At 71.6% G+C, this 25045-nt stretch carries 22 protein-coding genes and 2 pseudogenes; 12 read left to right on the forward strand and 12 right to left on the reverse strand.

The window, feature by feature from the left end:
- Positions 1 to 17: 17 nt before the first annotated feature.
- Positions 18 to 1196: a MalY/PatB family protein gene (locus ACFVYS_RS04595; protein WP_389498786.1), complete on the reverse strand. Its 1179-nt coding sequence runs from the start codon at positions 1194 to 1196 to the stop codon at positions 18 to 20.
- Between the two features lie 25 nt (positions 1197 to 1221).
- Here ACFVYS_RS04595 and ACFVYS_RS04600 point away from each other — a divergent pair, with 25 nt between their 5' ends.
- The 3 genes from ACFVYS_RS04600 (at position 1222) to ACFVYS_RS04610 (ending at position 4649) form a co-directional block, all read left to right on the forward strand.
- Entirely contained in the window at positions 1222 to 2256 is a 1035-nt protein-coding gene (locus ACFVYS_RS04600) for a hypothetical protein (protein WP_389498788.1), read from the forward strand.
- 48 nt (positions 2257 to 2304) lie between these two features.
- Positions 2305 to 3138, forward strand: coding sequence for an SAM-dependent methyltransferase (locus ACFVYS_RS04605; protein ID WP_389498790.1), 834 nt, complete (start codon positions 2305 to 2307; stop codon positions 3136 to 3138).
- 119 nt (positions 3139 to 3257) lie between these two features.
- A complete protein-coding gene (locus ACFVYS_RS04610; protein ID WP_389498792.1) occupies positions 3258 to 4649 on the forward strand; it encodes a S1 family peptidase in 1392 nt (463 codons plus the stop codon).
- Between the two features lie 60 nt (positions 4650 to 4709).
- On the opposite strand, the gene ACFVYS_RS04615 is transcribed toward ACFVYS_RS04610, so the two are convergent.
- On the reverse strand, positions 4710 to 4880 hold the full coding sequence (locus ACFVYS_RS04615) for a hypothetical protein (protein WP_020129024.1): 171 nt from the start codon (positions 4878 to 4880) through the stop codon (positions 4710 to 4712).
- A gap of 111 nt (positions 4881 to 4991) precedes the next feature.
- Positions 4992 to 6152: an ROK family protein gene (locus ACFVYS_RS04620; protein ID WP_389498794.1), complete on the reverse strand. Its 1161-nt coding sequence runs from the start codon at positions 6150 to 6152 to the stop codon at positions 4992 to 4994.
- A 173-nt stretch (positions 6153 to 6325) separates the two neighbouring features.
- Between ACFVYS_RS04620 and ACFVYS_RS04625 the strand changes: the two are divergent.
- The 3 genes and pseudogenes from ACFVYS_RS04625 to ACFVYS_RS04635 all read left to right on the forward strand — a co-directional run.
- Positions 6326 to 6741, forward strand: a pseudogene (locus ACFVYS_RS04625) (carbohydrate ABC transporter permease); the annotation flags it as partial.
- Positions 6742 to 7026, forward strand: a pseudogene (locus ACFVYS_RS04630) (sugar ABC transporter substrate-binding protein); the annotation flags it as partial.
- Positions 7027 to 7067: 41 nt separating this feature from the next.
- Positions 7068 to 8270, forward strand: coding sequence for a Gfo/Idh/MocA family protein (locus tag ACFVYS_RS04635; RefSeq protein WP_389498796.1), 1203 nt, complete (start codon positions 7068 to 7070; stop codon positions 8268 to 8270).
- 49 nt (positions 8271 to 8319) lie between these two features.
- Here ACFVYS_RS04635 and ACFVYS_RS04640 read toward each other — a convergent pair whose 3' ends face one another.
- Positions 8320 to 9015 (reverse strand): L,D-transpeptidase family protein, encoded by a 696-nt coding sequence (locus tag ACFVYS_RS04640; RefSeq protein WP_389498798.1) that lies wholly within the window; start codon positions 9013 to 9015, stop codon positions 8320 to 8322.
- A 234-nt stretch (positions 9016 to 9249) separates the two neighbouring features.
- On the opposite strand from ACFVYS_RS04640, the gene ACFVYS_RS04645 reads away from it, so the two are divergent.
- Positions 9250 to 10638 (forward strand): pyridoxal phosphate-dependent decarboxylase family protein, encoded by a 1389-nt coding sequence (locus ACFVYS_RS04645; protein WP_389498800.1) that lies wholly within the window; start codon positions 9250 to 9252, stop codon positions 10636 to 10638.
- On the opposite strand, the gene ACFVYS_RS04650 is transcribed toward ACFVYS_RS04645, so the two are convergent.
- Positions 10616 to 11896 carry an MFS transporter gene (locus ACFVYS_RS04650; protein ID WP_389498802.1) on the reverse strand — a complete coding sequence of 427 codons (1281 nt, stop codon included), beginning with the start codon at positions 11894 to 11896 and terminating at the stop codon, positions 10616 to 10618. The two genes, ACFVYS_RS04645 and ACFVYS_RS04650, sit on opposite strands and share 23 nt — an antisense overlap.
- Before the next feature lie 100 nt (positions 11897 to 11996).
- Between ACFVYS_RS04650 and ACFVYS_RS04655 the strand changes: the two genes are divergently transcribed.
- Entirely contained in the window at positions 11997 to 12533 is a 537-nt protein-coding gene (locus ACFVYS_RS04655; RefSeq protein WP_389498804.1) for a hypothetical protein, read from the forward strand.
- A gap of 4 nt (positions 12534 to 12537) precedes the next feature.
- Here the strand turns inward: ACFVYS_RS04655 and ACFVYS_RS04660 are convergent, their stop codons facing one another.
- From ACFVYS_RS04660 to ACFVYS_RS04670, 3 genes are all read right to left on the reverse strand, one after another.
- A complete protein-coding gene (locus tag ACFVYS_RS04660) occupies positions 12538 to 13452 on the reverse strand; it encodes an SDR family oxidoreductase (RefSeq protein ID WP_389498806.1) in 915 nt (304 codons plus the stop codon).
- A 137-nt stretch (positions 13453 to 13589) separates the two neighbouring features.
- A complete protein-coding gene (locus tag ACFVYS_RS04665) occupies positions 13590 to 14219 on the reverse strand; it encodes an MBL fold metallo-hydrolase (RefSeq protein ID WP_389498808.1) in 630 nt (209 codons plus the stop codon).
- Positions 14219 to 15304 carry an S-(hydroxymethyl)mycothiol dehydrogenase gene (locus ACFVYS_RS04670; RefSeq protein ID WP_389498810.1) on the reverse strand — a complete coding sequence of 362 codons (1086 nt, stop codon included), beginning with the start codon at positions 15302 to 15304 and terminating at the stop codon, positions 14219 to 14221. The genes ACFVYS_RS04665 and ACFVYS_RS04670 overlap by 1 nt, the downstream gene beginning before the upstream one ends.
- Before the next feature lie 173 nt (positions 15305 to 15477).
- Here ACFVYS_RS04670 and ACFVYS_RS04675 point away from each other — a divergent pair, with 173 nt between their 5' ends.
- The gene (locus ACFVYS_RS04675) at positions 15478 to 17232 is read left to right on the forward strand and encodes an ABC transporter ATP-binding protein (protein WP_389498812.1); all 1755 of its coding nucleotides are present in this window, start codon (positions 15478 to 15480) and stop codon (positions 17230 to 17232) included.
- 67 nt (positions 17233 to 17299) lie between these two features.
- Here ACFVYS_RS04675 and ACFVYS_RS04680 read toward each other — a convergent pair whose 3' ends face one another.
- Positions 17300 to 17596 (reverse strand): hypothetical protein, encoded by a 297-nt coding sequence (locus ACFVYS_RS04680; RefSeq protein ID WP_389498814.1) that lies wholly within the window; start codon positions 17594 to 17596, stop codon positions 17300 to 17302.
- 170 nt (positions 17597 to 17766) lie between these two features.
- Here ACFVYS_RS04680 and ACFVYS_RS04685 point away from each other — a divergent pair, with 170 nt between their 5' ends.
- Entirely contained in the window at positions 17767 to 18132 is a 366-nt protein-coding gene (locus tag ACFVYS_RS04685) for a nuclear transport factor 2 family protein (protein ID WP_389498816.1), read from the forward strand.
- A 276-nt stretch (positions 18133 to 18408) separates the two neighbouring features.
- Here ACFVYS_RS04685 and ACFVYS_RS04690 read toward each other — a convergent pair whose 3' ends face one another.
- Both ACFVYS_RS04690 and ACFVYS_RS04695 read right to left on the reverse strand, forming a co-directional pair.
- Positions 18409 to 19185: a hypothetical protein gene (locus ACFVYS_RS04690; RefSeq protein WP_389498818.1), complete on the reverse strand. Its 777-nt coding sequence runs from the start codon at positions 19183 to 19185 to the stop codon at positions 18409 to 18411.
- Positions 19186 to 19332: 147 nt separating this feature from the next.
- Complete coding sequence (locus tag ACFVYS_RS04695; protein ID WP_389498820.1) at positions 19333 to 21291, reverse strand: ricin-type beta-trefoil lectin domain protein; 1959 nt, start codon at positions 21289 to 21291, stop codon at positions 19333 to 19335.
- Between the two features lie 207 nt (positions 21292 to 21498).
- On the opposite strand from ACFVYS_RS04695, the gene ACFVYS_RS04700 reads away from it, so the two are divergent.
- Positions 21499 to 22776, forward strand: a complete 1278-nt coding sequence (locus tag ACFVYS_RS04700; RefSeq protein WP_389499098.1) for a glycosyltransferase — start codon at positions 21499 to 21501, stop codon at positions 22774 to 22776.
- 39 nt (positions 22777 to 22815) lie between these two features.
- Here ACFVYS_RS04700 and ACFVYS_RS04705 read toward each other — a convergent pair whose 3' ends face one another.
- A complete protein-coding gene (locus tag ACFVYS_RS04705; RefSeq protein WP_389498822.1) occupies positions 22816 to 23478 on the reverse strand; it encodes a TetR/AcrR family transcriptional regulator in 663 nt (220 codons plus the stop codon).
- Positions 23479 to 23658: 180 nt separating this feature from the next.
- On the opposite strand from ACFVYS_RS04705, the gene ACFVYS_RS04710 reads away from it, so the two are divergent.
- Positions 23659 to 24918, forward strand: coding sequence for a YncE family protein (locus tag ACFVYS_RS04710; protein WP_389498824.1), 1260 nt, complete (start codon positions 23659 to 23661; stop codon positions 24916 to 24918).
- The last annotated feature ends 127 nt before the right edge of the window (positions 24919 to 25045 follow it).

The raw sequence follows: 25045 nt of genomic DNA on the forward strand, positions 1-25045 counted from the left end.
GCGGGAAGACCTGCGGCTCAGCGAAGGGCGGCCGCCATCCGTCGTACACCTTCGGTGAGGATCTCCGGCGAGGTGGCGATGTTCAGCCGGACATGCCCGGCCCCGCCGGTGCCGAAGTCGAGTCCGGGGCTGAGGGCGACCCGTCCCCGTTCCAGGAAGACCGCGGCCGGATCGTCTCCGAGGCCCAGCGCCCGGCAGTCGAGCCAGGCGAGATAGGTGGCGTCGCCCGGCCGGTACCCGACGCCGGGCAGGTGCTCGGCCAGCAGCGCGGTGAGCAAACGCCGGTTGTCGTCGAGGCCGGCCAGCAGGGCGTCCAGCCACGCCGTGCCCTCGAGCAGGGCCGCGGTGTGCGCCAGCACACCGACGTGGCTCGGTCCGTGGGACACCTCCTCGGGCAGCAGGGCCAGGTCGGCCGCCGCTTCGGGGCCCGCGACGGCCAGGGCCGCCTTGAGCCCGGCCAGATTCCACCCCTTGGAGGCCGACATCAGCGACAGGCCGCTCTCCGCGCCGGGAACGGCGAGGTAGGGCACGAACTCGACCCCCGGGGCGGTCAGCGGCGCGTGGATCTCGTCGGCGACCACCCGCACGCCGTACCGCCCGGCGAGCGCCGCCACGGCGGCCAGTTCCCGCGCGGTGTGAACGGTGCCGGTCGGGTTGTGCGGGCTGCACAGCAGGTGCGCGGCGCGGCCGCCGCCGGCGACGGCGCGCCGGTACGCGTCCTCCAGTACGGCGAGGTCGAGCCGGCCGTCCGCGCCGAGGGGCGCCTCGGCGATCCGCCGGTCCATGTGCGCGACGAACTGGAAGAACGGCGGGTACACCGGCGGGTTGAGGACCACCGGATCGCCGGGCCCCGTCACCAGCTTCAGCATCTCGACGACGCCCAGCATCACGTCGGGCACGATCGCGGTCCGCTCGACCGCCGGCCCGTCCCAGCCCCACCGCTTCGCGGCGAACGTGGCCAGCGCCTCGGCGTAGGCCGTGCCCGCCGGATAGCCGGTGTCACCGAGCGCCAGGGCCCGCGTCACCGCGCCGACGACCGGTTCGGCGAGGGGCACGTCCATCTCCGCGACCCACAGCGGAAGGACGTCCGCCGGGTGGGTACGCCACTTCATGCTCGTACGACATCGGAGCCGGTCGAGCGTGAGGGCCTGTAACGGGTTCGGTTCACCGGGCGTCTCGTGCGGGATGCTGGTCATGGGGCACAAGATAGGGGGCTGTGGTGTGACCTGGGATCACCTGAACGGGACAGCTGTGGCGGACGCCGGCGGCCTTCCGGAGATCGCCTGCGACGAGTCGGGTTCGGACGGCGAGAACCTCACCGGCGGGAACACGGACGTGTTCGCCCATGCGAGTGTGCTGCTGTCGGCCGATTCCGCCGCCGGACATGTACAGGAGATCCGGAACCGGATCCGTTCGCCCGCGGAGGAGTACAAGGCGAACCATCTGCTCCGGGAGAAACACCGGGCGGTTCTGGAATGGCTGCTCTCGGCATCGGGCCCGTTGTACGGGCACGCCCACGTACACCTCGTCGAGAAGTCCTTCTTCGTCGTGGACCGGGCCGCCGACCTGCTGCTCGGTGACCCCGGGGCGGCCGTCCCGCTGTTCCGGCACGGGCGGCGGACCTTCACCGAGGAGGAATGGAAACAATTCCTGGAGGCGGCCAACCAATTGCTGTGGGTGCGCCACGAGGACGCGTCGGACACGCCCGTCGGGAATTTCTTCCGCACGATCGAAGAACTGCGGCAGCGGTATCCGGGGACGGCGGTGGCCGAGACACTCTCACGGCTCGCGGAGAAGCGCTCCCGCGCGCTCGCCTACCGGGCCGGAATCCAGGACGGACCGTTCGTGCTGACCCCGGTCCTCAATCCCCTGCTGCCCTCGATCCTGCACACGGCGGCCCATTGGAGCGCCGGCGGGCGCCCGGTCCGGCTCGCGCACGACCGGCAGAACATGCTCACCCCTGAGCGGATCGCCTGGATCGAGGGCGCGGCCCGGGTGCGGGGCATCCGCCTGGCCGGATTCCGGCTCGTCGTCTCGCGGCTCGACGCGCGGGTGCAGCTCGCCGACTTCCTGGCCGGCATCGCCCGCCGGATCGCCTCCGACGAACTCAACGGCCGCGGCGACCCGGCGCTGACCGCGCTGCTGCGCCCCTACACCGGCGCGACGGCCGTGTGGGGCGACGAGCGGAGCTGGGCGCGACTCGGGCCCGCGGCGGAATCAGGAGGACGCTCCGCGCCGCTCAACTCATCGGTCTAGATTGCTGGTTGGCCCACCGCTCCCCTTCTTCCGTACAGGAGCCGCCCCGTGACCGAGAACGCGCCGAGCGTCGAAGCGGCCGCCCAGTCGCCGTACCTCCGTATCGACACCTCCCGGCCGCACACCGCCCGCATCTGGAACTACTGGCTCGGCGGCAGGGACAACTACGAGGTCGACCGGGCCACCGGCGACCGGATCCGCGAGTTACATCCGGGCATCGGCGCCTACGCCCGCGCCGACCGGCTCTTCCTGGGCCGTGCCGTGAAGCACCTGGTGACCGAGGCCGGTATCCGGCAGTTCCTCGACATCGGGACCGGGCTGCCCACCGCGGACAACACGCACGAGGTCGCGCAGCGTCTCGCCCCGGATTCCCGGACCGTCTACGTCGACAACGACCCGCTGGTCCTGGCACACGCCCGCGCCCTGCTCACCAGCACGCCGGAGGGCCGCACCGACTATCTCGACGAGGACCTGCGCAACGTCGACGCGCTGCTCGAACACGCCGCGAAGACACTGGACCTCGACGCGCCCGTCGCCCTGATGCTGCTCGGCGTGGTCATCTTCGTCGGCGACGACGAGGACCCGTACGGCCTGGTGCGGCGCCTGGTCGACCGGCTGCCCGCGGGCAGTCATCTGGTGCTCTCGCACACCGTCACCAGCCCGGCGATGCCCGACGTGGACGAGGCCGTCGCGTTCTGGAACGAGCACGGCACCCCGAAGCTGACCCAGCGCACACCGAAGGACGTGGCCCGCTTCTTCGACGGGCTGGAGCTGCTGGAACCGGGCGTGGTGTCCTGCTCGCGCTGGCGTCCGCAGGACATCGTGGGCGGGGCCGAGCCGGACGAGGTCGCGATGTTCGGCGGGGTGGCACGCAAACCCTGAGGTGATCACCTCGGCGCTGAACGCTGCGGGGTCCTCGCACGTATGGAGGTGAGGGCACTCAACGACCGGAGCGCCCCGCGGTGTTGAGGCCGTGCGTTCGGGGTTTCGGGAGCCATGACATGAGGCATGTACGACGACGGACCGTCCGGCGAGTGACGCGGCTGGCGGCCGTCGGCGGACTCCTCCTGGGAGGGGCCATGGTCACGCAGGCGGCCATGGCGAGCGAGCCCGGCGGCACGGCCACGGCGCCGCGCAGCGCGGCGGAGTCCGTCGTCACGAATCCGGGGGCGGCCCTCGTCGAGAAGCTCGGCACCTCGCGCACGGCGGGCACCTGGCTCGGCGCCGACGGGCGCCCGGTCGTCGCCGTCACCGACGAGGAGACGGCCGACACGGTCCGGGCCGCGGGCGCCGAGGCCAAGGTCGTCCCCCACAGCATGAACGAGCTCAAGTCGGCGACGGCCACCTTGCGTTCGGCGCCCAAGGTGCCCGGCACCGCCTGGGTGATGGACTACCGGACGAACCAGGTCGTCGTACAGGCCGACAGCACCGTGTCGGCCGGCGACTGGTCACAGCTGACGCAGACGGCCACCGGCATCGGCAGCTTCGTCCGTATGGAGCGCACCACCGGCGAGTTCACCACCCGGGTCAACGGCGCCCTGCCGATCCTGTCGACCGGCGGACGCTGTTCGGCCGGCTTCAACGTGACCAACGGAACGAACGACTTCATCCTCACCGCCGGGCACTGCGGGCCCACCGGCTCCACCTGGTTCGCGGACAACCAGGCCAAGCAGCAGGTGGGCCAAACGGTGAACTCCAACTTCCCCGGCGGCGACTTCTCCCTGGTGCAGTACGCGAGCGGCAAGGCGGGCGCGGGCGCCGACGTGGTGGCCATCGGCAACGGCAACGGGGTGCGGATCACGGGCACCGGCGACGCGGCCGTCGGCCAGCGGGTCTTCCGCAGCGGCAGCACCAGCGGGTTGCGTGACGGCGAGGTCACCGGTCTGGACGCGACGGTGAACTATCCGGAGGGCAGCGTCAGCGGACTCATCGAGACGAGCGTGTGCGCCGAGCCGGGCGACAGCGGCGGCCCGATGTTCTCCGACGGGATCGCCCTCGGCATCACCTCCGGCGGCAGCGGCGACTGCACCACCGGGGGGACGACGTTCTTCCAGCCGGTGACCAGGGCGCTGGCGCAGCTCGGCGTACAGCTGATCGTGGCCGCTCCCTCCGACAACGCCGGCGCGTCCACGTCGTCCGCCGATCCCGCGCCGTCGGCCTCCTCCACCCAGGCGGGGCTCTCCCCGGGCGCGGCATCGCCGGGCACGACCACTCCCGTGACGGAGAGCGGAGTCAGCGAGACCCTGGCTGCCCGGCTGACCGACCCCAGGAACATCGGCCCCGGTCTGCTGGTCATCGCGGGCAGTATGGTCGCCCTCGTCGCGACCCGGTACTTCCGCGCCGAACAGGACCGCAAGGCTTACCAGCGGTACTACTCGGCTACCTGGGGGTGACGGCTGGGGGGTGCCCGGTGCGGGGCGCCGCTGTCGGGCGGCCCCGCGGCCGGGTGGTTGTCAGGCCGCTTCGACGGAGGACGGAGCGGCGGCCCACTCCAGGACGAGCCGCTGGTATTCCGCACGCTGCTCGACGCTCAGTGTCCCGCCCGACCGGAGCCACAGGGCCCGGATCTCCTCGTTGACCTCTGCGGCCGATCGCTCGGAGAGGGATTCAACAGTGGTGGACATGGCGTGAAGCTTACGGCTTCGGAAGTGAAGACCACGTGAGTCATCACGAATAAACCGGACATAACGGACGTGTTACTGATCACGTCCATCTGTCAACCCCCCGTGCGCTTTTCACCCCTCCGCCGCCCCGAGGACCAGCACCTGGATGGCCAGCACGGCGGCGCCGCGCGCCCAGTCGTGGAAGTCCGACACCTTGGTCTCCAGGGCCACCGGGGCGGCCAGCGGATGCCGGTGGGCGCGGATGGCCGCCTCCACCGTCGCCCCGCCGACGTCCATCAGACCGACCCCCTCACCGGCGAGCAGGACCTTCTGCGGCATGACGAAGTGCGCGATCTGCGCGATCAGGGTGCCCAGCGCGCGGGCCGCCTCGTCGACGACCCGGGCGGGCATCGGCTCCCCTGCCGCGGCCAGGCCGAGAATCTCCTCGTACGTGTGCTCACGGCCGGTGGCGGCCTGGACCTGGTAGCGGATGCTGGGGATGGTCAGCAGCGAGACGGCGCTGCCGCGTTCCCCGTCGGGGGTGAGCGGACCGCTGGGGTCGATGATGATGTGCCGGCCGAAGCCGCCGTCCTCCTCGACGCAGGGCACCCGCCTGCCCGAGAGGACCAGGCCGTACCCGAAGCCCGCACCGATGGTGAGGACCACGAACCGGTCGAGCCCGCGGCCCGCGCCGAACCAGGTCTCGGCCTCCACCAGGGCGGCGACGTCGTTCTCCAGGACCACGGGCAGCCCGGTGCGCTCCTCGACCAGTGCGGCCAGCGGGATGTCCCGCCACCCCAGGAAGGGCGACTCCGCGACCGTCGCACGGTCCTCGACGCGCCCGCCCACCCCGATGCCGATCCCGGCGAGGCCGGGATGGGCGCGGGCCAGTTCCTCGGTCATCTCCCCCAGCAGCGCGACGACCTCTTCGGGATCGCGCGTGCGGAGCGGGCGGTCGTGACGGGCGACGATGTCGCTGCGCAGGGTGGTGACGACGCCGTACACCATGTCACCGGTGATCTTGAAGCCGATGAAGGAGCGGGACTGGGCGACCACGTCGAGCGGCTGCGAGGGGCGCCCCTGCCGTGACTCCTCCGCGTTGCCCCCGTCGGGCACCTCGACCAGCAGTCCCGACTCGATCAGCGGTTTGGTCAGCCGGGTCAGGCTGCCGGCGGAGAGGTTGAGCCGCCGCGCGAGGTCGGTGCGCGAGAGCGGGCCGTGGACGAGCACCTCGATGGCGACCGAGCGCTCCCCCGGGCTCAGCGGCAGCCAGCTGGCGGTACCTGTGGTCATGAGGGTCAGACTCCCACACGATCGCTGATTTCTTTTGCCTTGGAAGTATCTAGGTCAGCATAGGGGTCGTGAGGCCTCCACAAAAGATGTTCCCCGACCCCTTGACGGCTGGATTCTTTCGCCACAAAAGTAAGCGCCCGAGGATGAGCCGCCGCGGACAAGGGAGTCTCACGATGACCATCGCCTCCAGCAGCCCTCCGTCGCGCCTGCCGCCGGGCGGCGCCGAACGGGCTGCGACCAGGTCGGGGACGGACCGGCGGCCGGCGACGGGCGAGAGCCGGGGTGACGGACGGCTCGCCGCCGTGTTCATCGCGCCGGCCCTGCTGGGATTCGTCGTCTTCCTGCTCTGGCCGACACTGCGCGGGATCTACCTGAGCTTCACCCGCTTCAACCTGCTCACACCGGCGGAGTGGGTGGGTTCGACAACTACGTGCGCATGGCGCACGACCCGATCTTCTGGAGCTCCCTCAGGGTCACGGTCGTCTACGTGGTCATCAACATCGGGGTGCAGACGGTCTCGGCGCTGGCGATCGCCGTACTGCTCCAGCGGCTGACGCAGTCGGCGCTGCTGCGCGGGATCGTGCTCACGTGCCAGCGGACGGTGGGGAGTTACGGGATCGTCTTCCCGGCGACGCCCGACGGCACGAAGGCCGCGGTGGCGGCGTACGAGAAGAAGGGCATCGACGTCGGCGCGTTCACCGAACCGGTCGCCGACAAGAGGGACTTCACCACCTTCTCCTGTCCGATCACCAACTACGCGGCCGACGTGTACGCGCTCATGCACCCCGCCATGCAGGACATCTTCGGCAACGGCGCTTCCGTGAGCGGTCTCGACCGGACCAACAGCCAGATCAACCTGATTCTCGACCAGTGATCCCGACCAGTGATCCAGACCAGTGAAGGGCACAGCTACCCATGACGTTCTCCCTCGGCATCGTCGGTGCCGGACAGTTCTCGGGCCAGTTCGCCAAGCTGTTCCAGGCCCACCCCGGCGTCGGTGGCGTGTACGTCACCGACCTGCTGCCCGAACGCGCCGAGCGGCTCGCCGCCGATGTCGGCCTGACCGGGACGTTCCCCTCGTACGAGGCGATGCTGGCGTCCGAGGCGGTCGACGCGGTCGCCGTCTTCACCCAGCGCTGGACGCACGGCCCGCTGGTGCTCCAGGGCCTGGAGGCGGGCAAGCACGTGTACTCCGCCGTGCCCATGGCGATCACCACCGAGGAGATCGCGGCGATCATCGACGCCGTCAGGGCGACCGGGCTGACGTACATGATGGGTGAGACCAGCCAGTACAACCCGGCGACGGTGCACGCCCGCAACCAGATCGCGGAGGGCGCCTTCGGCCGGATCTTCTACGCCGAGGGTGACTACGTCCACGACATGGACCTCGGTTTCTACGAGGCCTACCGGTACAGCGGCGGCGACAACTGGAAGGAGACCGCCAGCTATCCCCCGCTGCTGTACCCGACGCACTCGGTGGGCGGCGTCCTGGGCGCCTGGGGGACGCACGCGGTGAGCGTGTCGGCGATCGGTGTCGTCGACGAGCGGGGGGACGGCGTCTTCGACAAGGAGGTCAGCCGTTTCGGCAACGACTTCTCCAACGCCACCGCGCTGTTCGAGGTGGCGGGCGGTGGTTCGTTCCGCACCAACGAGTTCCGGCGGGTGGGATACCCGTCCCACATCCGCGAGTCCCGTTTCCGCTTCTTCGGTACCGAGGCGAGCATGGAACAGCTGGCGACGGTGGCACTGTGGCAGGACAAGAACGGGGTGAAGGACATCAGCGAGCTGCTCGAACCCAAGCCCACCCTGTCCCCCGACGACCCCTCGCTCCAGCACATCGCGCCCGAACTGCGGGCCGCCTTCACCTCGGGTTCGGCACCGGTGCACGACCGTGCGCGGCTGCCGCGGGAGTTCGACGAACTGCACAACGGGCACGAGGGCAGCCACCACTTCCTGGTGGACGACTTCGTGACCGCGGTCGGCACCCGTACGCTGCCGTCCGTGAACGCCTGGGTCGCGGCCCGCTACACCCTGCCGGGCATCGTCGCGCACGAGTCCGCGCGGCAGGGCGGGGCCAGGCTGGAGATCCCGGACTTCGGGGACGCGCCCGGGGCGTGACGCCCGGGGTCGGCCGGGCGCCCGCGCCGCTTCAGCGACCTGGGTGGACTCAGGTGCCCGGCTTGCGGCCGTACACGAAGACGTCGTCGCCGTTCTTCAGCAGCGACCAGTACTTCTTGGCGGTCGTGGTGGTCATGTTGACGCAGCCGTGGGAGCCCGGCGGGTTCCACATGCTGAGCCCGACCGAGTGGAAGGCCTGGCCGCCGTCGAAGAACTGGCTGTAGGGCATCGGCACGTTGTAGATGCTCGACACGTGGTCGATGTGCCGCCAGTAGATCTTCTTCAGACCGGTGCGGGTCTCGTACCCGTTGCGGCCGGTACGGACCGGCACGGGCCCGTAGACGAGCTTGCTGCCGTCCTGGATCCAGCTGATCTGGAGGGTGAGGTTGACGCAGGCGATGCGGCCCTTGTTGGTCGGGCACTTGCCGGCCTTGTTGGGCTTGTTGCCCACCGCCTTCTGCTTGTTCATGAGGTCCATCACGCCCCAGGTGACAGGCCCGGCGTAACCGATGTTGGGGGTGATGCCGTGCTTGGTCTGGAAGGCCCGGATGGCCTTGCAGTCGGTGGTCGACTGCTTGCCGTCGACGGGCCGGCCGAGGAACTTCTCCACCTGCTTCTGGTACGGCCCGGCCTGCGTCGTACAGCTCGCGGCCTGCGCCGGCCCGGCGCCCACCGCCAGCGTCAACGGCGCGATCAGGCCGGTGAGCCCGAGCACGACGGCCCCTCGTCTGCGTATGTCCCCCATGGCTGCCCTCTCCCTGGCACAGTTGTTGCGATCTCTCCCTCCTAGACAGCTCTGCACGGGCATCGGTTGTAGGCCGAGCCGTGCTGTGACAGAACAGTTAACTTCCTGTTCGCGTGGTTCATCCGATACACCCCTTGGTATCCGATTCATCCAGGACGCTCGTGCCCGGCGTCCGGTCCAGTTCCCGTCGATTGGATCGGGCGCCGACCGGTACCCCCGGCCTAGGTTGCCCCCATGCATCGCAAACTCGCCGACGATCTCTCCCGGCTTCCCGACCTCCTCCAGTCCGCCCGTGACTTCGCCGTCCGTGAGGTGACCGGCCTGGCGGAGCGGCCGGTGGTCCGCCTCGACCGGGCACCCGGCCGGGTGGCCCTGCCCGACGAGGGGACCGGGGCCGAGGGCGCTCTCGCCCGGTTCGCCGAGCAGTGGGCGCCCGGGTTCTCCGGCTCGGCCGGGCCGCGCTACCTCGGCTTCGTCACGGGCGGGGCCACGCCCGCGTCGGTCGCCGGGGACTGGCTGACCGGCGCGTACGACCAGAACGTCTCCGGGGCGGGCGGCTCGTGGGCGGCGGCGCTGGAGCACGAGACGGTGGCCTGGCTGCGTGAGCTGTTCGGGCTGGGCGAGGCGCACAGCGGGGCGTTCGTGACGGGCGCGACGGTCTCCACCACCGTCGGGCTCGCGGTCGCCCGTGAGTGGCTGGGCGAGCGGCTGGGGGTGGACGTGTCGCGGGAGGGCGCGGCCGCTCTGGGTCCCGTGGAGGTGCTCTCGGGCAGCCCGCACTCCAGTGTCGCCAAGGCGCTCTCGGTGCTGGGCATCGGCCGGGACCGGCTGCGGCAGGTGCCCGTGCTCGACGGCCGGGAGGCCGTCGACGTCGACGCGCTCGAGACGCGGCTGGCCACGCTGGACGGGCGGCCGGCGGTCGTCGTGGCCAACGCGGGCACCGTCAACACCGTCGACTTCGACGATCTGCGGGCGATCGCCGCCCTGAAGGAGCGGTACGACTTCTGGCTGCACGTGGACGCGGCGTTCGGCGGTTTCGCCGCTCTCTCCCCCGCGTACGCGCACCTCGTGGACGGGCTCGACCTGGCCGACTCGGTCTGTGTGGACCTGCACAAGTGGCTCAACGTGCCGTACGACGCGGCCGTGCAGTTCACCCGCCGCCGCGACCTCCAGGTACGGGTCTTCCACAACGCCTCGCCGTATCTCGGGCTGCCCACCGGCGAGCCCGACTTCGTCCATCTCACACCGGAGAACTCGCGGCGGCTGCGGGCGCTGCCGGCCTGGTTCTCGCTGGTGGCCTACGGGCGGGCCGGGCACCGCGAGATCGTCGAGCGCAGCGTGGACCTCGCGGCCCGGCTCGGTGCGGGGATCGCCGCACTGGACGGGCTGCGGCTGCTGGCCCCGGTGCGGCTGAACGTCGTCTGCTTCACCCTCGCCGACGACCCGACGCAGGAGCGGGTCGGCGCGCTCGCGGAGGCCGTGGCCGCGTCCGGGGAGGCGTTCCTGACGCCGACGGTGTACGGCGGGGTACCGGCGCTGCGGGCGGCGTTCAGCAACTGGCGTACGTCGCAGGCGGACGGGGAGCGGGTGCTGAAGGCGCTCACCGCGGCACTTTCCGGCTGATCGGCACCGTGCCGCGCTGCTGCGGGAGTTCGCGACGGGTGCGGACCGGGGAGAGGAACACGGGCAGGAAGTTCACCGCCAGCAGCGCGCCGCCCACCCAGAGGGTGGCCCGCACTCCGGCCAGTTCGCCGATCAGGCCGGAGACGGCGGCGCCCACCGCCAGCGCCCCGGTCAGGATGAAGCGGAAGGTGGCGTTCATCCGGCCCAGGAGGGCGTCCGGGGTCATCCGCTGGCGCAGACTCACCCCGAGGACGTTGTCCACGCCGGTCTTGAGCAGGGTCAGCACCCAGGCCGCCCCCGCGATCCACAGCCAGGACCCCCGGCCGACCAGGGGCACGAGCAGGGCCGCGGGTGCCAGGACCGACCCGGTGAGGCCGAGTGCCCGGCCGTGTCCGAACCGTGCGGCCAGCGGGCGGGCGCACCACGCGCCGAGCAGCAGCCCGAGCCCGCCCGCTCCCCAGAACAGCCCCAAGGCGCCTGCGGACAGGCCGAGTTCACGGACGAACAGGATCGGCAGCATGGTGGTGACGATCTGCGAGCCGAAGTTGCTGAGGGCGGCGGTGAGCGCGAGCGCCCGCAGCTCCCGGTCACCGAGGACGTGCCGTACACCCTCCGCGATCTGGGCGCCCAGCCGGCTCTCGGGCGCAGGGCGCGGCGGTTCGTCGCCCGGCCGCAGTGCGCAGAGCTGGAGCGCGGAGACGAGGTAGGCGCCGGCCGCGCACAGCACGGCCACGGGTGCGGTGAGCAGTTGGACGAGTCCGCCGCCCGCGCCGCGTCCAGCGATGTTGCCCACGGCCTGGAGGCTCACGACGGCCGTGTTGGCCGGCACCAGGGCGGCGCGGTCGACCAGCCGGGGCAGCACGCTCTGCGAGCCGACGTCGAAGAACACGGTCGCGCACCCGTTGAGCAGGACCACCGCGTACAGGTGGGCGAGGGTGAGCGTGCCGGACCACCAGGCGACGGGCACGGAGGAGAACAGCACGGCCCGGCCCAGGTCCGCGCCGATCAGGATCCGGCCGTGCCGCATCCGGTCCACCCAGACCCCGGCCGGCAGCCCGATGAACAGGAACGCCACCGTGCTCAGCGCGGCCAGGGCACCGACCTGTCCGGGACTCGCGTCGAGCGCGGTCACCGCGACGAGGGGTACGGCCACGTAACTCACGTTCGTGCCGAGTTGGCTCAGCGCGGTGGCCGAGAACAGGACGCGGAAGTCGCGGACGCGCCAGGGTGAGACGGTCGGCTCGCTGGGGGTGTGCACGGTTGCACGCTGCCCGACGTTCTCCGGGTGGACAAGTGAAAAGATCTGCACGGGCCGTTAAGGGCCTCTACCACGTCAACAGGACGGAGACCGTGCGGAGATGTCCGCCTTCCTCCAGCAACTCCCCGCTCTCATCGGTGTCGTGGTCGGCGCCCTCGGCTCGTATCTGGCGATCGTGCGCAGCGACGGGGCCAGGTTCCGGCGCGAGACGGCGGCCCGGTGGGAGGAGCGGCGGCTGAGCGTGTACGGCGACTACGCGCGGGCGCTCAAGAAGTCGGTGAACCTCACCTACCGCGTCGCCTCCCACCTCGGCAACGACCCGCACCCGCACCCCCTGTCCCCCGCGCAGGCCGAGCCGCTGCTCGCGGAGGCGACCGACGGACGCGACCCGGCCGGCGAGGCGCTGCTCATGCTGGGCAGCCGGGAGGTGGTGGAACGGGCGCGGGCGTGGGTGACCACGGTGATGGAGATGGAGCGGTTCATGCGCGAGGGAACGCACGATCCACAGGCCTGGCAGGAGCTGCTGGAGCGGCAGCGGGCCGGACGCGAGGGGTACTACGCGGCCGTGCGCGAGGATCTCGCCCTGCCGCCGGGGCACCCGGCGCGGTGGGCGACCGGTCCGCTCGCCGGCCCCTGAGCACTCAGCGGTAGCCGGTGGTGTCCGCCGCCTTCCCGGGGTCCTGCACCTCGACCATGTAGCGCCAGGCGTCCGGGCGGCTGCCGTCGAGGTCGGTGAAGCCGTACACCGGGGCGAGGCCTCCGCTGGACAGGGACCGGCCGTTGAAGCGGGCCACGTCGGGGTCGGCGGCCAGCGCGGCGACCGCCCGGCCGACGTAGCGGGGTGTCTCCGAGATGGCGAAGTGGGGGACGCGCTCCAGGGCGTCCCGCCAGTTGTCCTCGCGTACACCGAACTGTTCGAGCATCAGCTCCGACCGCAGCCAGCCGGGGGTGAGCGCGAGGGCGGTGGCGCCGCGCGGACCGAGTTCGTGGCCGAGGGCGAAGGCCATCCGCAGGACGGATGTCTTGGCGAGGTCGTAGAAGAAGTTCACGCGATAGGTGTCACGGTTGTACTCGGTGGTGCCGTCGGTCATCTCGACGACCAGTCCGCCGGGCCGGCGCAGCAGCAGCGGCAGCGCGTGGTGGCTGGTGATCGCGTGGGTCTCGACGGCGAGCCGGAGCAGCCGGAGCCCGTTGTCGAGGTCGTGATCCCAGACCGGGGTGTCCCATGCGAAGAGGTGTTCGGCACCCCAGATGTCGTTGACGAGGACGTCGAGGCGGTCCTGCTCGTCCGCGACCCGGTCGACGAGGGCGCGGACCTGGGCCGGGTCGAGGTGGTCGGTGGGCACGGCGATGCCGTGGCCGCCCGCCCCGGTGACCAGGTCGGCGGTGTCCTCGATCGTCTCGGGGCGGTCGCTCTCGGAGCGCCGGGCGCGGGTGGTGCGTCCCGTCACGTAGACGGTGGCACCGGCCGCCCCCAGTTCCACGGCGATGCCGCGTCCCGCACCCCGTGTCGCCCCGGCGACCAGGGCGACCTTGCCTTCCAGCGGACCGGACATGTCCGACCTCCTGCGCGTGTTCCGTCGGTGTCGTCATCGAGGATCGATGGCGTGCACGAGGATCGCGCGGAAGCCGGACATCTCCTGTCGGCTTTTCCCCGCCGGGTCACCCGGTCGGGCGCGGGCCGCGGCCGCTCTCAGTGCCCCCGGGCGATCCACTCCTCCAGATGGGGGGCCTCCGCGCCGATGGTCGTCGTGTCGCCGTGTCCGGTCAACACCTTCGTCTCGGGCGGCAGGGCGAGCAGCCGGTCCCTGATGGAGGTGATGATCGTCGGGAAGTGGGACCAGGAGCGACCGGTGGCGCCCGGTCCGCCCTGGAAGAGGGTGTCGCCGGTGAAGAGCACCCCGAGGCCGGGGTCGTACAGGCAGACCGCGCCGGGCGCGTGCCCGGGGGTGTGCAGGACGGTGAGGTCGGTGCCGGCGGCCTCGATGACCTGGCCGTCGGCCAGGTGGGCGTCGGGCTCGCGGTCCGGGTGGGTGAGCTTCCACAGCGGCAGGTCGTCGGGGTGCAGCCAGATCGTGGCGCCGGTCGCGTCGGCGAGGGCGGGCGCGGCGGAGACGTGGTCGTTGTGGGCGTGGGTGCACACGATGGCCGTCAGCCGGCGGTCGCCCACGGCGGCCAGGATGGCCTCGGCGTCGTGCGCGGCGTCGATGACGATCGCCTCGTGGTCGTCGCCGACGATCCACACGTTGTTGTCGACGTCCCAGGTGCCGCCGTCGAGGCTGAACTGGCCGGAGGTGACGAGGCGTTCGATGCGCGCGGCCATCACAGCACCACCACCGAGCGAAGGACGTCTCCGTGGTGCATGCGCTCGAACGCCTGCTCCACCTCGTCGAGTCGGATGGTCTCGGTCACGAACGCCCCCAGATCCAGGCGGCCCTGCAGATGCAGGTCGATCAGCATCGGGAAGTCGCGGGAGGGCAGACAGTCGCCGTACCAGGACGACTTCAGCGCGCCACCGCGCCCGAAGACGTCGAGCAGGGGCAGTTCGAGCTTCATCTCCGGGGTCGGTACACCGACCAGGACGACCGTGCCCGCCAGGTCACGGGCGTAGAAGGCCTGCTTGTAGGTCTCCGGACGGCCCACGGCCTCGATCACCACGTCCGCGCCGAAGCCGCCGGTCAGCTCGCGGATCGCCTCGACGGGGTCGGTCTCCTTGGAGTTGACCGTGTGCGTGGCGCCCATCTTGCGGGCGGTCTCGAGTTTGCGGTCGTCGATGTCGACGGCGATGATCTTCGCGGCTCCGGCCAGGTTCGACCCGGCGATCGCCGCGTCACCGACACCGCCGCAGCCGATCACCGCGACCGTGTCGCCGCGGCCCACGTTGCCGGTGTTGATCGCCGCGCCGATGCCGGCCATCACCCCGCAGCCCAGGAGCCCCGCCACCGCCGCCGACACCGACGCGTCGACCTTCGTGCACTGCCCGGCCGCCACCAGGGTCTTCTCCGCGAACGCCCCGATGCCCAGCGCCGGGGACAGTTCGGTGCCGTCGGTCAGGGTCATCCGCTGCTTGGCGTTGTGGGTGTCGAAGCAGTACCAGGGTTTGCCGCGCAGACACGCCCGGCACTGCCCGCACACCGCACGCCAGTTCAGGATGACGAAGTCGCCGGGAGCGACGTCGGTGACGCCCTCGCCGACCGCCTCCACCACACCCGCCGCCTCATGACCGAGCAGGAAGGGGAACTCGTCGTTGATCCCGCCCTGCTTGTAGTGCAGGTCGGTATGGCAGACCCCGCAGGCCTGCACCTGCACCACGGCCTCGCCGGGACCGGGGTCGGGGACCACGATCGTCTCCACCCGTACCGGCTCGTTCTTCCCCGGCGCGATCACTGCGCGCACTTCCTGCGGCATGGTGCTGCCCCTTTCGTCGGCGGTCGTCCGCCCCGCTGCCGACCCTACGCGTGACTGATCGGTAAGGGCACGGGCGGCAGGGCCGACGCCCGCCCCGAACCCGCCCTGCCCGGCCACGGCGCGCGGCGGCCGACGTAGCCTGAGGCCTGCCACCCGACCTCCCGAGGAGCCCCGTGACCATCGCAGAGACCGCCGGCGACCGGCCCCCGTGGCGGCTGTTGCTCGACTACGTACGGCCACACCGCCGGTCCCTGCTGGTGGGTGCGGCGCTGTCCCTGGTCACCGGCGCCACCGGGCTGCTCCTGCCCCTGGTGGCACGGAAGTTGATCGACGACCTGGGCCAGGACCGTTCCATATCGGGCGCGTTGCTCGCGCTGACGGCCCTGGTCGTCGCCAACTCGGCGGTGGGCGCGCTGGGTTCGTTCGTGCTGCGGCGCACCGCGGAGTCGGTGGTGCTCGGCGCGCGGCGGGCGCTCTCCTCGTATCTGCTGCGGCTGCGGATCACCGCCGTCGACCGGAGCGAGCCCGGCGATCTCATGGCCCGGATCACCTCCGACACGACGCTGCTGCGCGAGGTGACCACCGACTCTCTGGTGGGCCTCGGCACCGGCGGGCTCACCCTGGCCGCCACGGTCGCGATGATGGGCCTGGTGGACCCGGTGCTGCTGGGGGTCACGCTGGCCGTGATCGTCTGTGCGGGGACGGTCCTGGGCGTGATCGTGCCGCGGATCAACCGGGCGAGCCGCCGGGCGCAGGACGCGGTCGGTGTGATGGGCGCCTCGCTGGAGCGGGTGCTCGGCGCGCTGCGCACGGTGAAGGCGTCGGGCGCCGAGCACCGTGAGGAGGAGACGCTGCACGCGGCGGCGGAGGAGTCCTGGCGGCAGAGCGTGCGGGCCGCCAAGTGGTCGGCGGCCGCGGGCAACACGGCAGGTCTGGCGATGCAGACGGCCTTCATCACCGTCCTCGCGGTGGGCGGGGCGCGGGTCGCGACGGGCGCCATCGAGATCGGCACGCTGGTGGCGTTCCTGCTGTACGTCTTCTATCTCATGTCGCCGATCCAGCAGCTCGTCGGCGCGATCACCCAGTACCAGACGGGCTCGGCGGCCCTGAGCCGCATCCAGGAGGCCCTGCGGCTGCCCGCCGAGCCGGCGTCCCGGCCCGAGCCGCTGCCCTCGCCCGCCGCCGAACCGGCCTCGCTGGACTTCACCGACGTCCGGTTCCGGTACGCCGACGACCTGCCGTACGTCCACCACGGGGTGACGTTCACCGTGCCGGCCCGGGGCATGACCGCGTTCGTCGGCCCTTCGGGCGCGGGCAAGACCACGGTGTTCTCGCTCATCGAGCGGTTCTACGACCCGGAGTCCGGCACGATCGCCCTCGACGGGCGCGACCTCGCGGACTGGGACCTGTCCCGGCTGCGCTCCTCCATCGGCTACGTCGAGCAGGACGCTCCCGTGCTGTCGGGCTCGCTGCGCGACAACCTGCTGCTGGGGAACCCTTCGGCGGACGATGACGCCGTGCGGGGCGTGCTGAAGACGACCCGGCTGGAGGGCCTGGTCGAACGGCTGCCGCAGGGGCTGGACACCCTGGTCGGGCATCGCGGGACGAAGCTGTCCGGCGGCGAGCGGCAGCGGGTGGCCATCGCCCGCGCGCTGCTGCGCCACCCGAGGCTCCTCCTCCTGGACGAGGCGACCTCCCAGTTGGACGCGGTGAACGAGGCGGCGCTGCGCGACACCGTCGCCGATGTCGCCCGGACGACGACCGTCCTCGTCGTGGCGCACCGGTTGTCGACGGTCACGATGGCCGACCGGATCGTCGTCATGGACGCGGGCCGGGTCCGCGCGGTGGGGACACACCGTGAACTGGTGGCGGGCGACCCGCTCTACGCGGAGCTGGCGGCCACGCAGTTCCTGGCGACGGTCGAGTGAGCGGGCCCGCACGCGGGTGGGGGCCGCCCGGTCGTCCGGACGGCCCCCGTGGTGCTGCCTGAGACGCTCAGCCGATCGCGGGCAGCAGCCCGGTCACGGGCGCGACGAGGTCGGTGACCTGGTGCAGCTCGTTCAGCTTCTCGAGCTCGCTGACCTTGTTGAGCTCGCCCAGCTGCCGCGAGACCGGCGGGAGGTCGGCCCGGTACTCCGCGGGGATCTGGCTCGTGGCGAGCGAGTCCAGCACGGTCATCGGGTTGATTCGGCCGGTGGCCGGGGCTTCGGCCGCGCTCGCCATGGGCGCCGCGAGGCCCGTGACCCCGGCGGCGAGAGCGGCGAGAGCGGCGATGCGTCGAGTGGAGATCATGCCTACAGCAACGCCACCGGTGCCCTCGCGGACACGGGTGGGCGGCGGCGCTCACCCGACAGGCGGAGGTGACCGGCTGCGCTTGCCGAGCAGCGCCTGCCGGAGGAGCCTCGAAGGTGAGGGTCGGGCGGCCCGACCTCCCCTGGCCGCGGCCCTCCGAGGAGGTCACCATGGGCACCGCGGCAGGCTCCGCCTTCGACACCGACACCCTGCGCAGAGGCGTGGAGGGCGACACCGCGACGGCTTTGCTGTCGCTCTACGCCGATGACGCGGAGATCCGCGTCATCGATCACAACACCCAGCCCAGCCAACCCAAAGTGCTGCACGGGCGCGACGAGATCGGCCGGATGCTCGAGGACGTCTACAGCCGGGACATGACCCACAAGCTCGAGGAGTGCATCGTCCAGGGCGACCGCGCCGCCTTCAGCGAGTCGTGCCGGTACTCGGACGGCGTGCGCGTCCTCGCCGAGTCGATGATCACGTTGCGGGACGGCAAGATCGTCGAGCAGACCATGATCCAGGCATGGGACGAGTAGGCAGGAAGACCGCAGGGGTCCAGGTCAACTCCCGGCTGACCTGGACCTTCTCGGTGCGGGCGGCGCGGGGGCGGTCGCGTCCGCCCCGGACCGCGCCGTCGGTACCGGTCACCGCGGCTGGTGGGCTGGTGTCCGTCGCGCTGCTGCGGACGGCGCTGCGAGCCGTACGGTCCCTTCCCCGTCCGCCGACCCCGCGTGCCGTTCGCACCCGGTACGGCCGGCATCGCTGAGCGCTACCCGCGCGCGGCCGGTCGCGGCTCTCGTGGACGCGGGGGATCAGACCGGCGCCGACGCGCTTCCCGTGCCGGCGGGGGTGTTCTCGGCGGCGATGCGCCCGAGGCGCCGGATCACCGCGCCCAGCCTCGCCAGTGCCACCGCCGTGCCGGCACAGACGGGCACGGCGGGCCAGTACGCGAGGACGTTGCCGAAGGCCGCGCCGACGAGGAGCGCGAGCAGCGCCGCCATGCCGACGGCCGCCCCGAGCGCGCACGGTCCGAAGCGGTCGTCGCGGCTCGCCCGGACCCGGCCAGTCCTGGCCGCCAGGAAGGCGGCGGCGGACACGGCGAGCGAGATCAGATAGGCCGTCGTCAGCGGGGTCAGCACGATCAGTGTCACGTCCAGCGTCCCGAAGTGCCAGCCGCGCCAGACGTCCTGACCGTCGATCTCCACGACCCGGCCGTGCCACAGGCCGAGCACGACCCGCTTGCCCTCCCAGAGGTCGTGCCCGACCTGGTCCGCGACCTTGTCGACCCTCTTCTGCCCTTCGCCCAGGGCGAGTCGGACGGTGTACTCGGTGTGGGTGAAGTACGTGCCGCTGCCGCCGGCCTGGCCGCCGCCCGAGTACCCGGAGACCGTGTGCGAGGTCAGCCCCGTCACGCTCGCCTCGGCGGTGTGCAGGGATCCGTCCGACCGGGCGAGCGCCACGGCCGTCTCCTGGTAGGTGCGTCCGGCGAGCAGCAGGATCAGGGCGGCCATGACGAGGCGGAACACCGCGCGCCGGACGCGCCCGCCCCCGCTCCTGACCGGCTCGGCCCCGCTGGTGTCCGAAGACATGGTCCCCCCTGGTCCCGCACGTCGACTGGTCCGGCATGTCGACAGACACGGGAAACGTCCGGCCGGTTCCCCGTCAACCTGCGCTCGGACACCTCTGCCTGGGGGTGACGGGGGCCCGACCCGTGGGCCGGGCCCCGGCCCGGAGGGTCAGGTCAGCGTCCATTTCTGGTTGTCGGCGGTGCCGCAGGTCCAGAGCACGATCGGGGTGCGGTTGGCCGTGCCCGCCCCGTTGGCGTCGAGGCACAGCCCCGCGTTGACGTTGGTGATCGTGCCGTCGCTGTTGACGCTCCACTTCTGGTTGTTCTGGCCGTTGCAGTCCCAGATGACGACCTTGGTGCCGTTGGTGGTGCCGAGGTTGTAGGCGTCCAGGCACTTGTTCCCGTACACCACGAGCTCCTTGCGGGAGGTGTACGTCCAGGCCTGGTTGGAGCCGCCGTTGCAGTCCCACAGTTCGGCCTGGGTGCCGTTGGTGATCGTGCTGTTGTACAGGTCCAGGCAGCGGCCGGACTGCTTGCCGACGACGAGGGTGCCGTTCGCGCCGGCGAGGGGCTTGACCGTGATGTCGGCGAGGGTCGGGGCGTTCGTGAAGGCGAGCGTGTTGGACGAGCCCTTCGACAGGGCCACCTGGAGGGAGACGGTGCCCTGCGCGGAGCCCGTCGGCGGGAAGGAGACCGTCGTCGCGGTCTGGCCGTTGACCTTCAGCGTCGCGGTACGGGCGGTGGAGGCCGTGTTGGTGTAGGCGACGTCGACGACCTTCAGGCCGGTGTTCCCGGCGACCACGCCGGAGAAGCTCGACGTGCCGGTGTAGGTGCTGCCCGAGGCCTCGGTGCCGCCGGTGACGGTGAGCATGACCGAGCCGCCCGCCGGGACGTTCGCCGTGTAACCCGTGGCGTACGAGCCGACGTCGGCGCGGGCCCACAGGTCACGGACGGTGGCGGAGGCGCTGGTCAGACCCAGGTCGGACCAGCGGACGGTGATGTTCTGGGCGGCGGAGGTCCGGTTGAGCAGGACGACGGCACGCTTGCCGTTGCCCGCGAGGACCTTGCCGTACACCTGCGCCCCGGAGGCGTCCTCGGCGACCTTGACGCCCTGGAGGCCGCGCGCGTCCTGGTCGACGGCGATGACCTCGGGGTTCTTGAGGATGTTCGCCGTCTCCGTGGTCATCGTGGTCAGGTCGTTGCCGGCGAGGAGCGGGGCGCCGGAGACCGCCCACAGGTTCATGTGGGTGCGGTTCTGGGCGGCGGTGAAGCCGGTCATGCCGACCATCAGCATGTCCGGGTCGTTGTAGTAGCCGGTGTGCTGGGCGGTGGGGTGCAGGCCCTGGTCGAAGTTGGACAGCAGGTTCGTCATCGACGGGTTGTTGCCGTAGTAGATGATGTCGGTGCTGGTCCGGAACATCGGGGCGAGGCCGGGGGCCCAGTTCCAGGTGTTCTGGTAGCCCCAGTTGCAGAGGGAGAGGGTGAGCGGGCGCCCGGTGGCGGCCGTCGCCTTCGTGACGGCACCGCTGATCGCGGTGTAGGCCGTCGCCGCGTCCAGGCCCTCGGCGTCACCGCCGCACCAGTCGACCTTCACGAAGTCGAAGCCCCACTGCGAGAACTGGAGCATGTCCTGGTCGTAGTGGCCCTCGCTGCCGCTGCCCGGGGCGGCGGGCCGGCCGGTCGGGTAGTAGTAGCCACAGCCGTCCTTGCCGGCGTCCGTGTAGATCCCGGCCTTGAGGCCCTTGCCGTGGATGTAGTCGGCGATGGCGCTCATGCCGCCGGGCCACTCGGACTCGTCGACGGTGATGTTGCCCCCGCTGTCGCGGGTGCCCTGCCACCAGCCCTCGTCGATGTTGATGTACTTGTAGCCGGCCGCCGGCAGTCCCGCGGCGACGAACGCGTCGACCTGCTGCTTGATGACGTTGTAGTCGATCTTCGCGGCGAAGCTGTTCCAGGAGGCCCAGCCCATCGGGGCGGTGGGCACGGCGATCTGCCGCGAGGTCGCGGCCTGCGCCGGGCCGGGCTGGGCGAACACCAGGGCGGCGGTCACCGTCAGCAGCAGGGCGAGGACCCGGGCGGCGGCGGATCTCCAGCGCCGGACCGGGCGCGCGGGGGGTGGGGGAAACATACGGCGGCTCCAAGCTTCGAAATATCGAACAAGGGTCGGCAAACCGAACGCGTTGCGCGCCGAAAGTAGAGCCGCCGGAGAGTGAAGTCAACGGCTGCGACAGAAGTGATGTGACCGCTCTCAACGACGAAGTGGCCACTTTCGCAAGGTCGTTCACCCCGGGCCGGGCGCCCCGCCCCCATACTGTCCGTCGTGCGAGTGGCGATCATGACAGCGGGCTCCCGGGGTGACGTGGCCCCCTTCACGGGGCTGGGCCATGGGCTGGTGCGGGCGGGACACGAGGTCACCCTGGTCACCCACGCGCGGTTCGCACCGTTGGTGGCCGGCTCGGGGGTCGGCTTCCACGCGCTGCCGGTGGATCCGCGGGCGGAGCTGGAGTCCGAGCGGGGCCGGGGGCTGCACCGCAGCACCACCGGTCCGGGCAAGCTGCTGCGGGTGGCCCGGATCGCACGGTCACTGGTGGGGCGGATGACCGACGACCTGCTGACCGCCGCGTACGCGAGCGACGTCCTGCTGCTGTCTGCCTCGGTGGCGCCACTGGGGCACACCATCGCCGCGGGACTGTCCCTGCCGAGCCTCGGCCTCTACCTCCAACCCGTCGCCCCCACCAGGGAGTTCGCGCCACCGATGCTGGGCGGCGGCTCATGGGGAGCGGTCGGCAACCGGCTCGCCGGGCACGGGGTCGGGGTGGCCGTCGAGCAGATCTTCGCGCCGGTCGTGCCGGCGGTACGGGCCCGGCTGGGGCTGCCCGCCGTACGCCGTCCCGGCACCGGTCTGCGCGGCCGAGCCCGGCACGGCTGGCCGGTCCTGCACGGTTTCAGCCCGCTGGTGGTGCCCCGGCCCCGCGACTGGCGGGCGGAGCTGGACGTCACCGGGTACTGGTGGCCGTACGACCGGGAGAGCCGACTCCCGCCCACCCTGCGGGAGTTCCTCGACGCCGGGCCGCCGCCGGTCTTCGTCGGGCTGGGCAGCGCGACCGTGCCCGACCCGCGGCGGCTGAGCGCCGAGATCGTCCGGGCGCTGCGGCGGGCGGGGCTGCGCGGGGTGATCCAGCGCGGCTGGGCGGGCCTCGCGGCCGACGGCGACGACATGCTGACCGTCGACGACGTCCCGCACGCGCTGCTGTTCCCGGAGACGGCCGCGGTGGTCCATCACTGCGGCGCGGGGACGACGGCGGCGGGCGTACGGGCCGGGGTCCCCGCCGTGCCGGTGCCGGTCCAGTTCGACGAGGCCTTCTGGGCCGACCGCCTGGTCGGCCTCGGCGTGGCGCCGAACGCGGTGCCACTGCGCCGGCTGACGGCAGAGACCCTGACCGCCGCGCTGGTGCGGGTCACCCGGGAGCCCGGCTTCCGCGAGCGGGCCGGGGAGCTGGGGACCCGGGTGCGCGCGGAGGACGGGGTGGGACGGGTGGTGGAGGCCGTGGGGCGGCTGTCGCCCGGCCCGTCCGACCGGTCGGGCGGAAGCGGCCGGGGCGGAAGCAGCTAGGCGGGAGGGGCAGGGCGGAAGCGGCCAGGTCGGGAGCGGCTAGGCCGGCTCGGGCGCCCACCCCGGGGGTCGCAGTATTCCCAGCAGTTGGCACACCAGCTCGTCGACCACCTCGTCCAGGGTCGCGTCCACCCACCCGGCGCTCCAGTCGTGGAGGAGACCGTTGACACTGCCGATGAAGGCCGTCGCCGCGAGGCGGTAGTCGCGGGGGGCCGCCTCGCCGCGGGCGGCGGCCGCCGACGCCTCGGCGCAGATGAGGTCGACCCAGCGGGCGCGGCGGGCCAGTCGCTGTTCCTCCAGCCGGGGGCTGACCCCGACGATCTCCACGAAGGTGATCCGGATGCGGCGCGGGTCGGAGGTCACGTCGGCCGCGTAGGCGCGGAAGATCGCGGTGACCCGCTCCAGGAGCGGCATGTCCTGGGCGGTGGTGAAGGCGGCCAGGACCGCCTCCTCGGCCCAGTCGTTGACCTGGAGGTGCAGCGCGGCCAGGACGTCCTCGAGGGTGCGGAACTCCTCGTAGAACTGGCGGGTCGACAGACCGGCCGCCTCGCTGAGCGACGCGACCGTCGTGCCGCGATAGCCGGGAATGTCCCCGAACAGCCGCAAGGCCGCCGCCAGGAATCTTCCGCGCCGCTCGGCCTGCCGCTGCTCGGCGGTCTTGCCACCGTAACGGCCGGTCGGCGCCCTGAGCCTGCCCGCCACTGACCCTCCCTCGTCGTTCCGTGCTCCCCCGCCGCCAATTTTGTCGTGTACGGAGTCTTGTGGCGAAGGGCCCACCTTCCTTACTTTCCAGTAAGTAAAGTCTGAATGCCTCCGTGTTCAGACTGGGCGGCCCTGTTCCGCCCTGCCCCCACGCTTCCGCCCCCAGAGGAGAGAGCAGCCATGCCTGCCTTCAGATCCAGGCACCTTTGCTCCGTAGCCGCCGCCCTCGTCCTGACCGTCACCGCCCCCGCCACCGCCGCCACCGCCGTCTCCGACGCCCCGACCGCCGCCGCACTGCGCGAGGTGCTCTTCGTCGGCAACAACTGGGAGGGCACCGCGGACGTCATCAGGTCCAGCGGTGACTTCGCCAAGATCGGCCGGATCAACGTGATCCCCGACAAGGACGCCCGGATGGCGGCGATCAACGCCGACCCGATCAAGTGGATCTACTTCCAGGCCATCCGCAACGGTGTCGGCGAGGGCCACGACCAGTTCGTCGACGACATGTACACCACGCCGGACGGCGCCTCGGTGGTCGTCTCCCGGCCCAGCTTCGCCGACGTCGTCTCCATCGACCTGGCCACCGGGAAAATCAACTGGCGCTTCCCGGTGTCCGGTTACCGCTCCGACCACATGGCCGTCTCGCCCGACGGCACCCGGGTGGCGGTCTCCGCGTCGATCTCGAACACCGTGCATGTGCTGAACATCGTCACCGGCAAGCAACTGGGCTCGTTCAAGACCGGCGACAAGCCGCACGAGAACATCTTCACCAAGGACGGCAAGTACATCTACAACATGTCGATCGGCGACGTGAACACCTCGCAGGACGCCCCGTGGCAGGACTTCACGAAGGGCGACCGGCGCATCACCGTCATCGACGCGACCACGTACCAGCAGGTCAAGGTCATCGACATGCGGCAGCGGCTGGACGCGATCGGTCTCACGGACTACTCGGACGCGGTGCGTCCGGCGGTCTTCTCACCGGACGAGTCCAAGCTGTACTTCCAGGTCTCGTTCTTCAACGGCTTCTTCGAGTACGACCTCGCCACGGACCGCATCACCCGGACGAAGACCCTGCCGAAGAACCCGGCGACCAGCGACGACCGCACCACCTTCGTCAACGACTCGCGCCACCACGGCATCTCGATGAGCCCCGACGGCAGCAAGCTGTGCGTGGCGGGCACCATGGACGACTACGCGACGGTCGTCGACCGCGCGACGCTTCAGGAGGGCCCGCTGGTCACCGCCTCCAAGCCCTACTGGGCCACGGTCAGCGGTGACGGCAAGAGCTGCGTGATCTCCGAGAGCGGCGCCGACCAGGTCACGGCGATCGACTTCGCCACCGGACAGAAGGTCGTGTCGGTGCCGGTGGGCGACCATCCACAGCGGGTCCGGATCGGCCATGTCGCGGCGAACTGGAGCGGAACGAGCGCCGGCTGACGGCTTCTCGCACCGGAGGGGTGGGTGGGGGGGGGCCCCCCCCCCCCCCCGCGGGGGGGGGGGGGGGGGGGGTGGGGGCGTCGCCGCGGGGGGGGCCCCCCCACATGGGAAGCCCCCCCCCCCCCAC

Origin of the sequence: Streptomyces sp. NPDC058295 (genome assembly GCF_042880655.1) — a bacterium.
GTDB classification, from domain to species: Bacteria; Actinomycetota; Actinomycetes; order Streptomycetales; family Streptomycetaceae; genus Streptomyces; species Streptomyces coriariae.

Bases quoted from the DNA above. Each gene is read 5' to 3' on its own strand.
- ACFVYS_RS04670 (WP_389498810.1), bottom strand. From the start codon at position 15,304: ATGCCGCAGGAAGTGCGCGCAGTGATCGCGCCGGGGAAGAACGAGCCG.
- ACFVYS_RS04640 (WP_389498798.1), bottom strand. From the start codon at position 9,015: ATGGGGGACATACGCAGACGAGGGGCCGTCGTGCTCGGGCTCACCGGC.
- ACFVYS_RS04710 (WP_389498824.1), top strand. From the start codon at position 23,659: ATGCCTGCCTTCAGATCCAGGCACCTTTGCTCCGTAGCCGCCGCCCTC.
- ACFVYS_RS04635 (WP_389498796.1), top strand. From the start codon at position 7,068: ATGACGTTCTCCCTCGGCATCGTCGGTGCCGGACAGTTCTCGGGCCAG.
- ACFVYS_RS04620 (WP_389498794.1), bottom strand. From the start codon at position 6,152: ATGACCACAGGTACCGCCAGCTGGCTGCCGCTGAGCCCGGGGGAGCGC.
- ACFVYS_RS04660 (WP_389498806.1), bottom strand. From the start codon at position 13,452: ATGTCCGGTCCGCTGGAAGGCAAGGTCGCCCTGGTCGCCGGGGCGACA.
- ACFVYS_RS04595 (WP_389498786.1), bottom strand. From the start codon at position 1,196: ATGACCAGCATCCCGCACGAGACGCCCGGTGAACCGAACCCGTTACAG.
- ACFVYS_RS04655 (WP_389498804.1), top strand. From the start codon at position 11,997: ATGTCCGCCTTCCTCCAGCAACTCCCCGCTCTCATCGGTGTCGTGGTC.
- ACFVYS_RS04690 (WP_389498818.1), bottom strand. From the start codon at position 19,185: ATGTCTTCGGACACCAGCGGGGCCGAGCCGGTCAGGAGCGGGGGCGGG.
- ACFVYS_RS04695 (WP_389498820.1), bottom strand. From the start codon at position 21,291: ATGTTTCCCCCACCCCCCGCGCGCCCGGTCCGGCGCTGGAGATCCGCC.
- ACFVYS_RS04615 (WP_020129024.1), bottom strand. From the start codon at position 4,880: ATGTCCACCACTGTTGAATCCCTCTCCGAGCGATCGGCCGCAGAGGTC.
- ACFVYS_RS04645 (WP_389498800.1), top strand. From the start codon at position 9,250: ATGCATCGCAAACTCGCCGACGATCTCTCCCGGCTTCCCGACCTCCTC.
- ACFVYS_RS04665 (WP_389498808.1), bottom strand. From the start codon at position 14,219: ATGGCCGCGCGCATCGAACGCCTCGTCACCTCCGGCCAGTTCAGCCTC.
- ACFVYS_RS04680 (WP_389498814.1), bottom strand. From the start codon at position 17,596: ATGATCTCCACTCGACGCATCGCCGCTCTCGCCGCTCTCGCCGCCGGG.
- ACFVYS_RS04700 (WP_389499098.1), top strand. From the start codon at position 21,499: ATGACAGCGGGCTCCCGGGGTGACGTGGCCCCCTTCACGGGGCTGGGC.
- ACFVYS_RS04610 (WP_389498792.1), top strand. From the start codon at position 3,258: ATGAGGCATGTACGACGACGGACCGTCCGGCGAGTGACGCGGCTGGCG.
- ACFVYS_RS04685 (WP_389498816.1), top strand. From the start codon at position 17,767: ATGGGCACCGCGGCAGGCTCCGCCTTCGACACCGACACCCTGCGCAGA.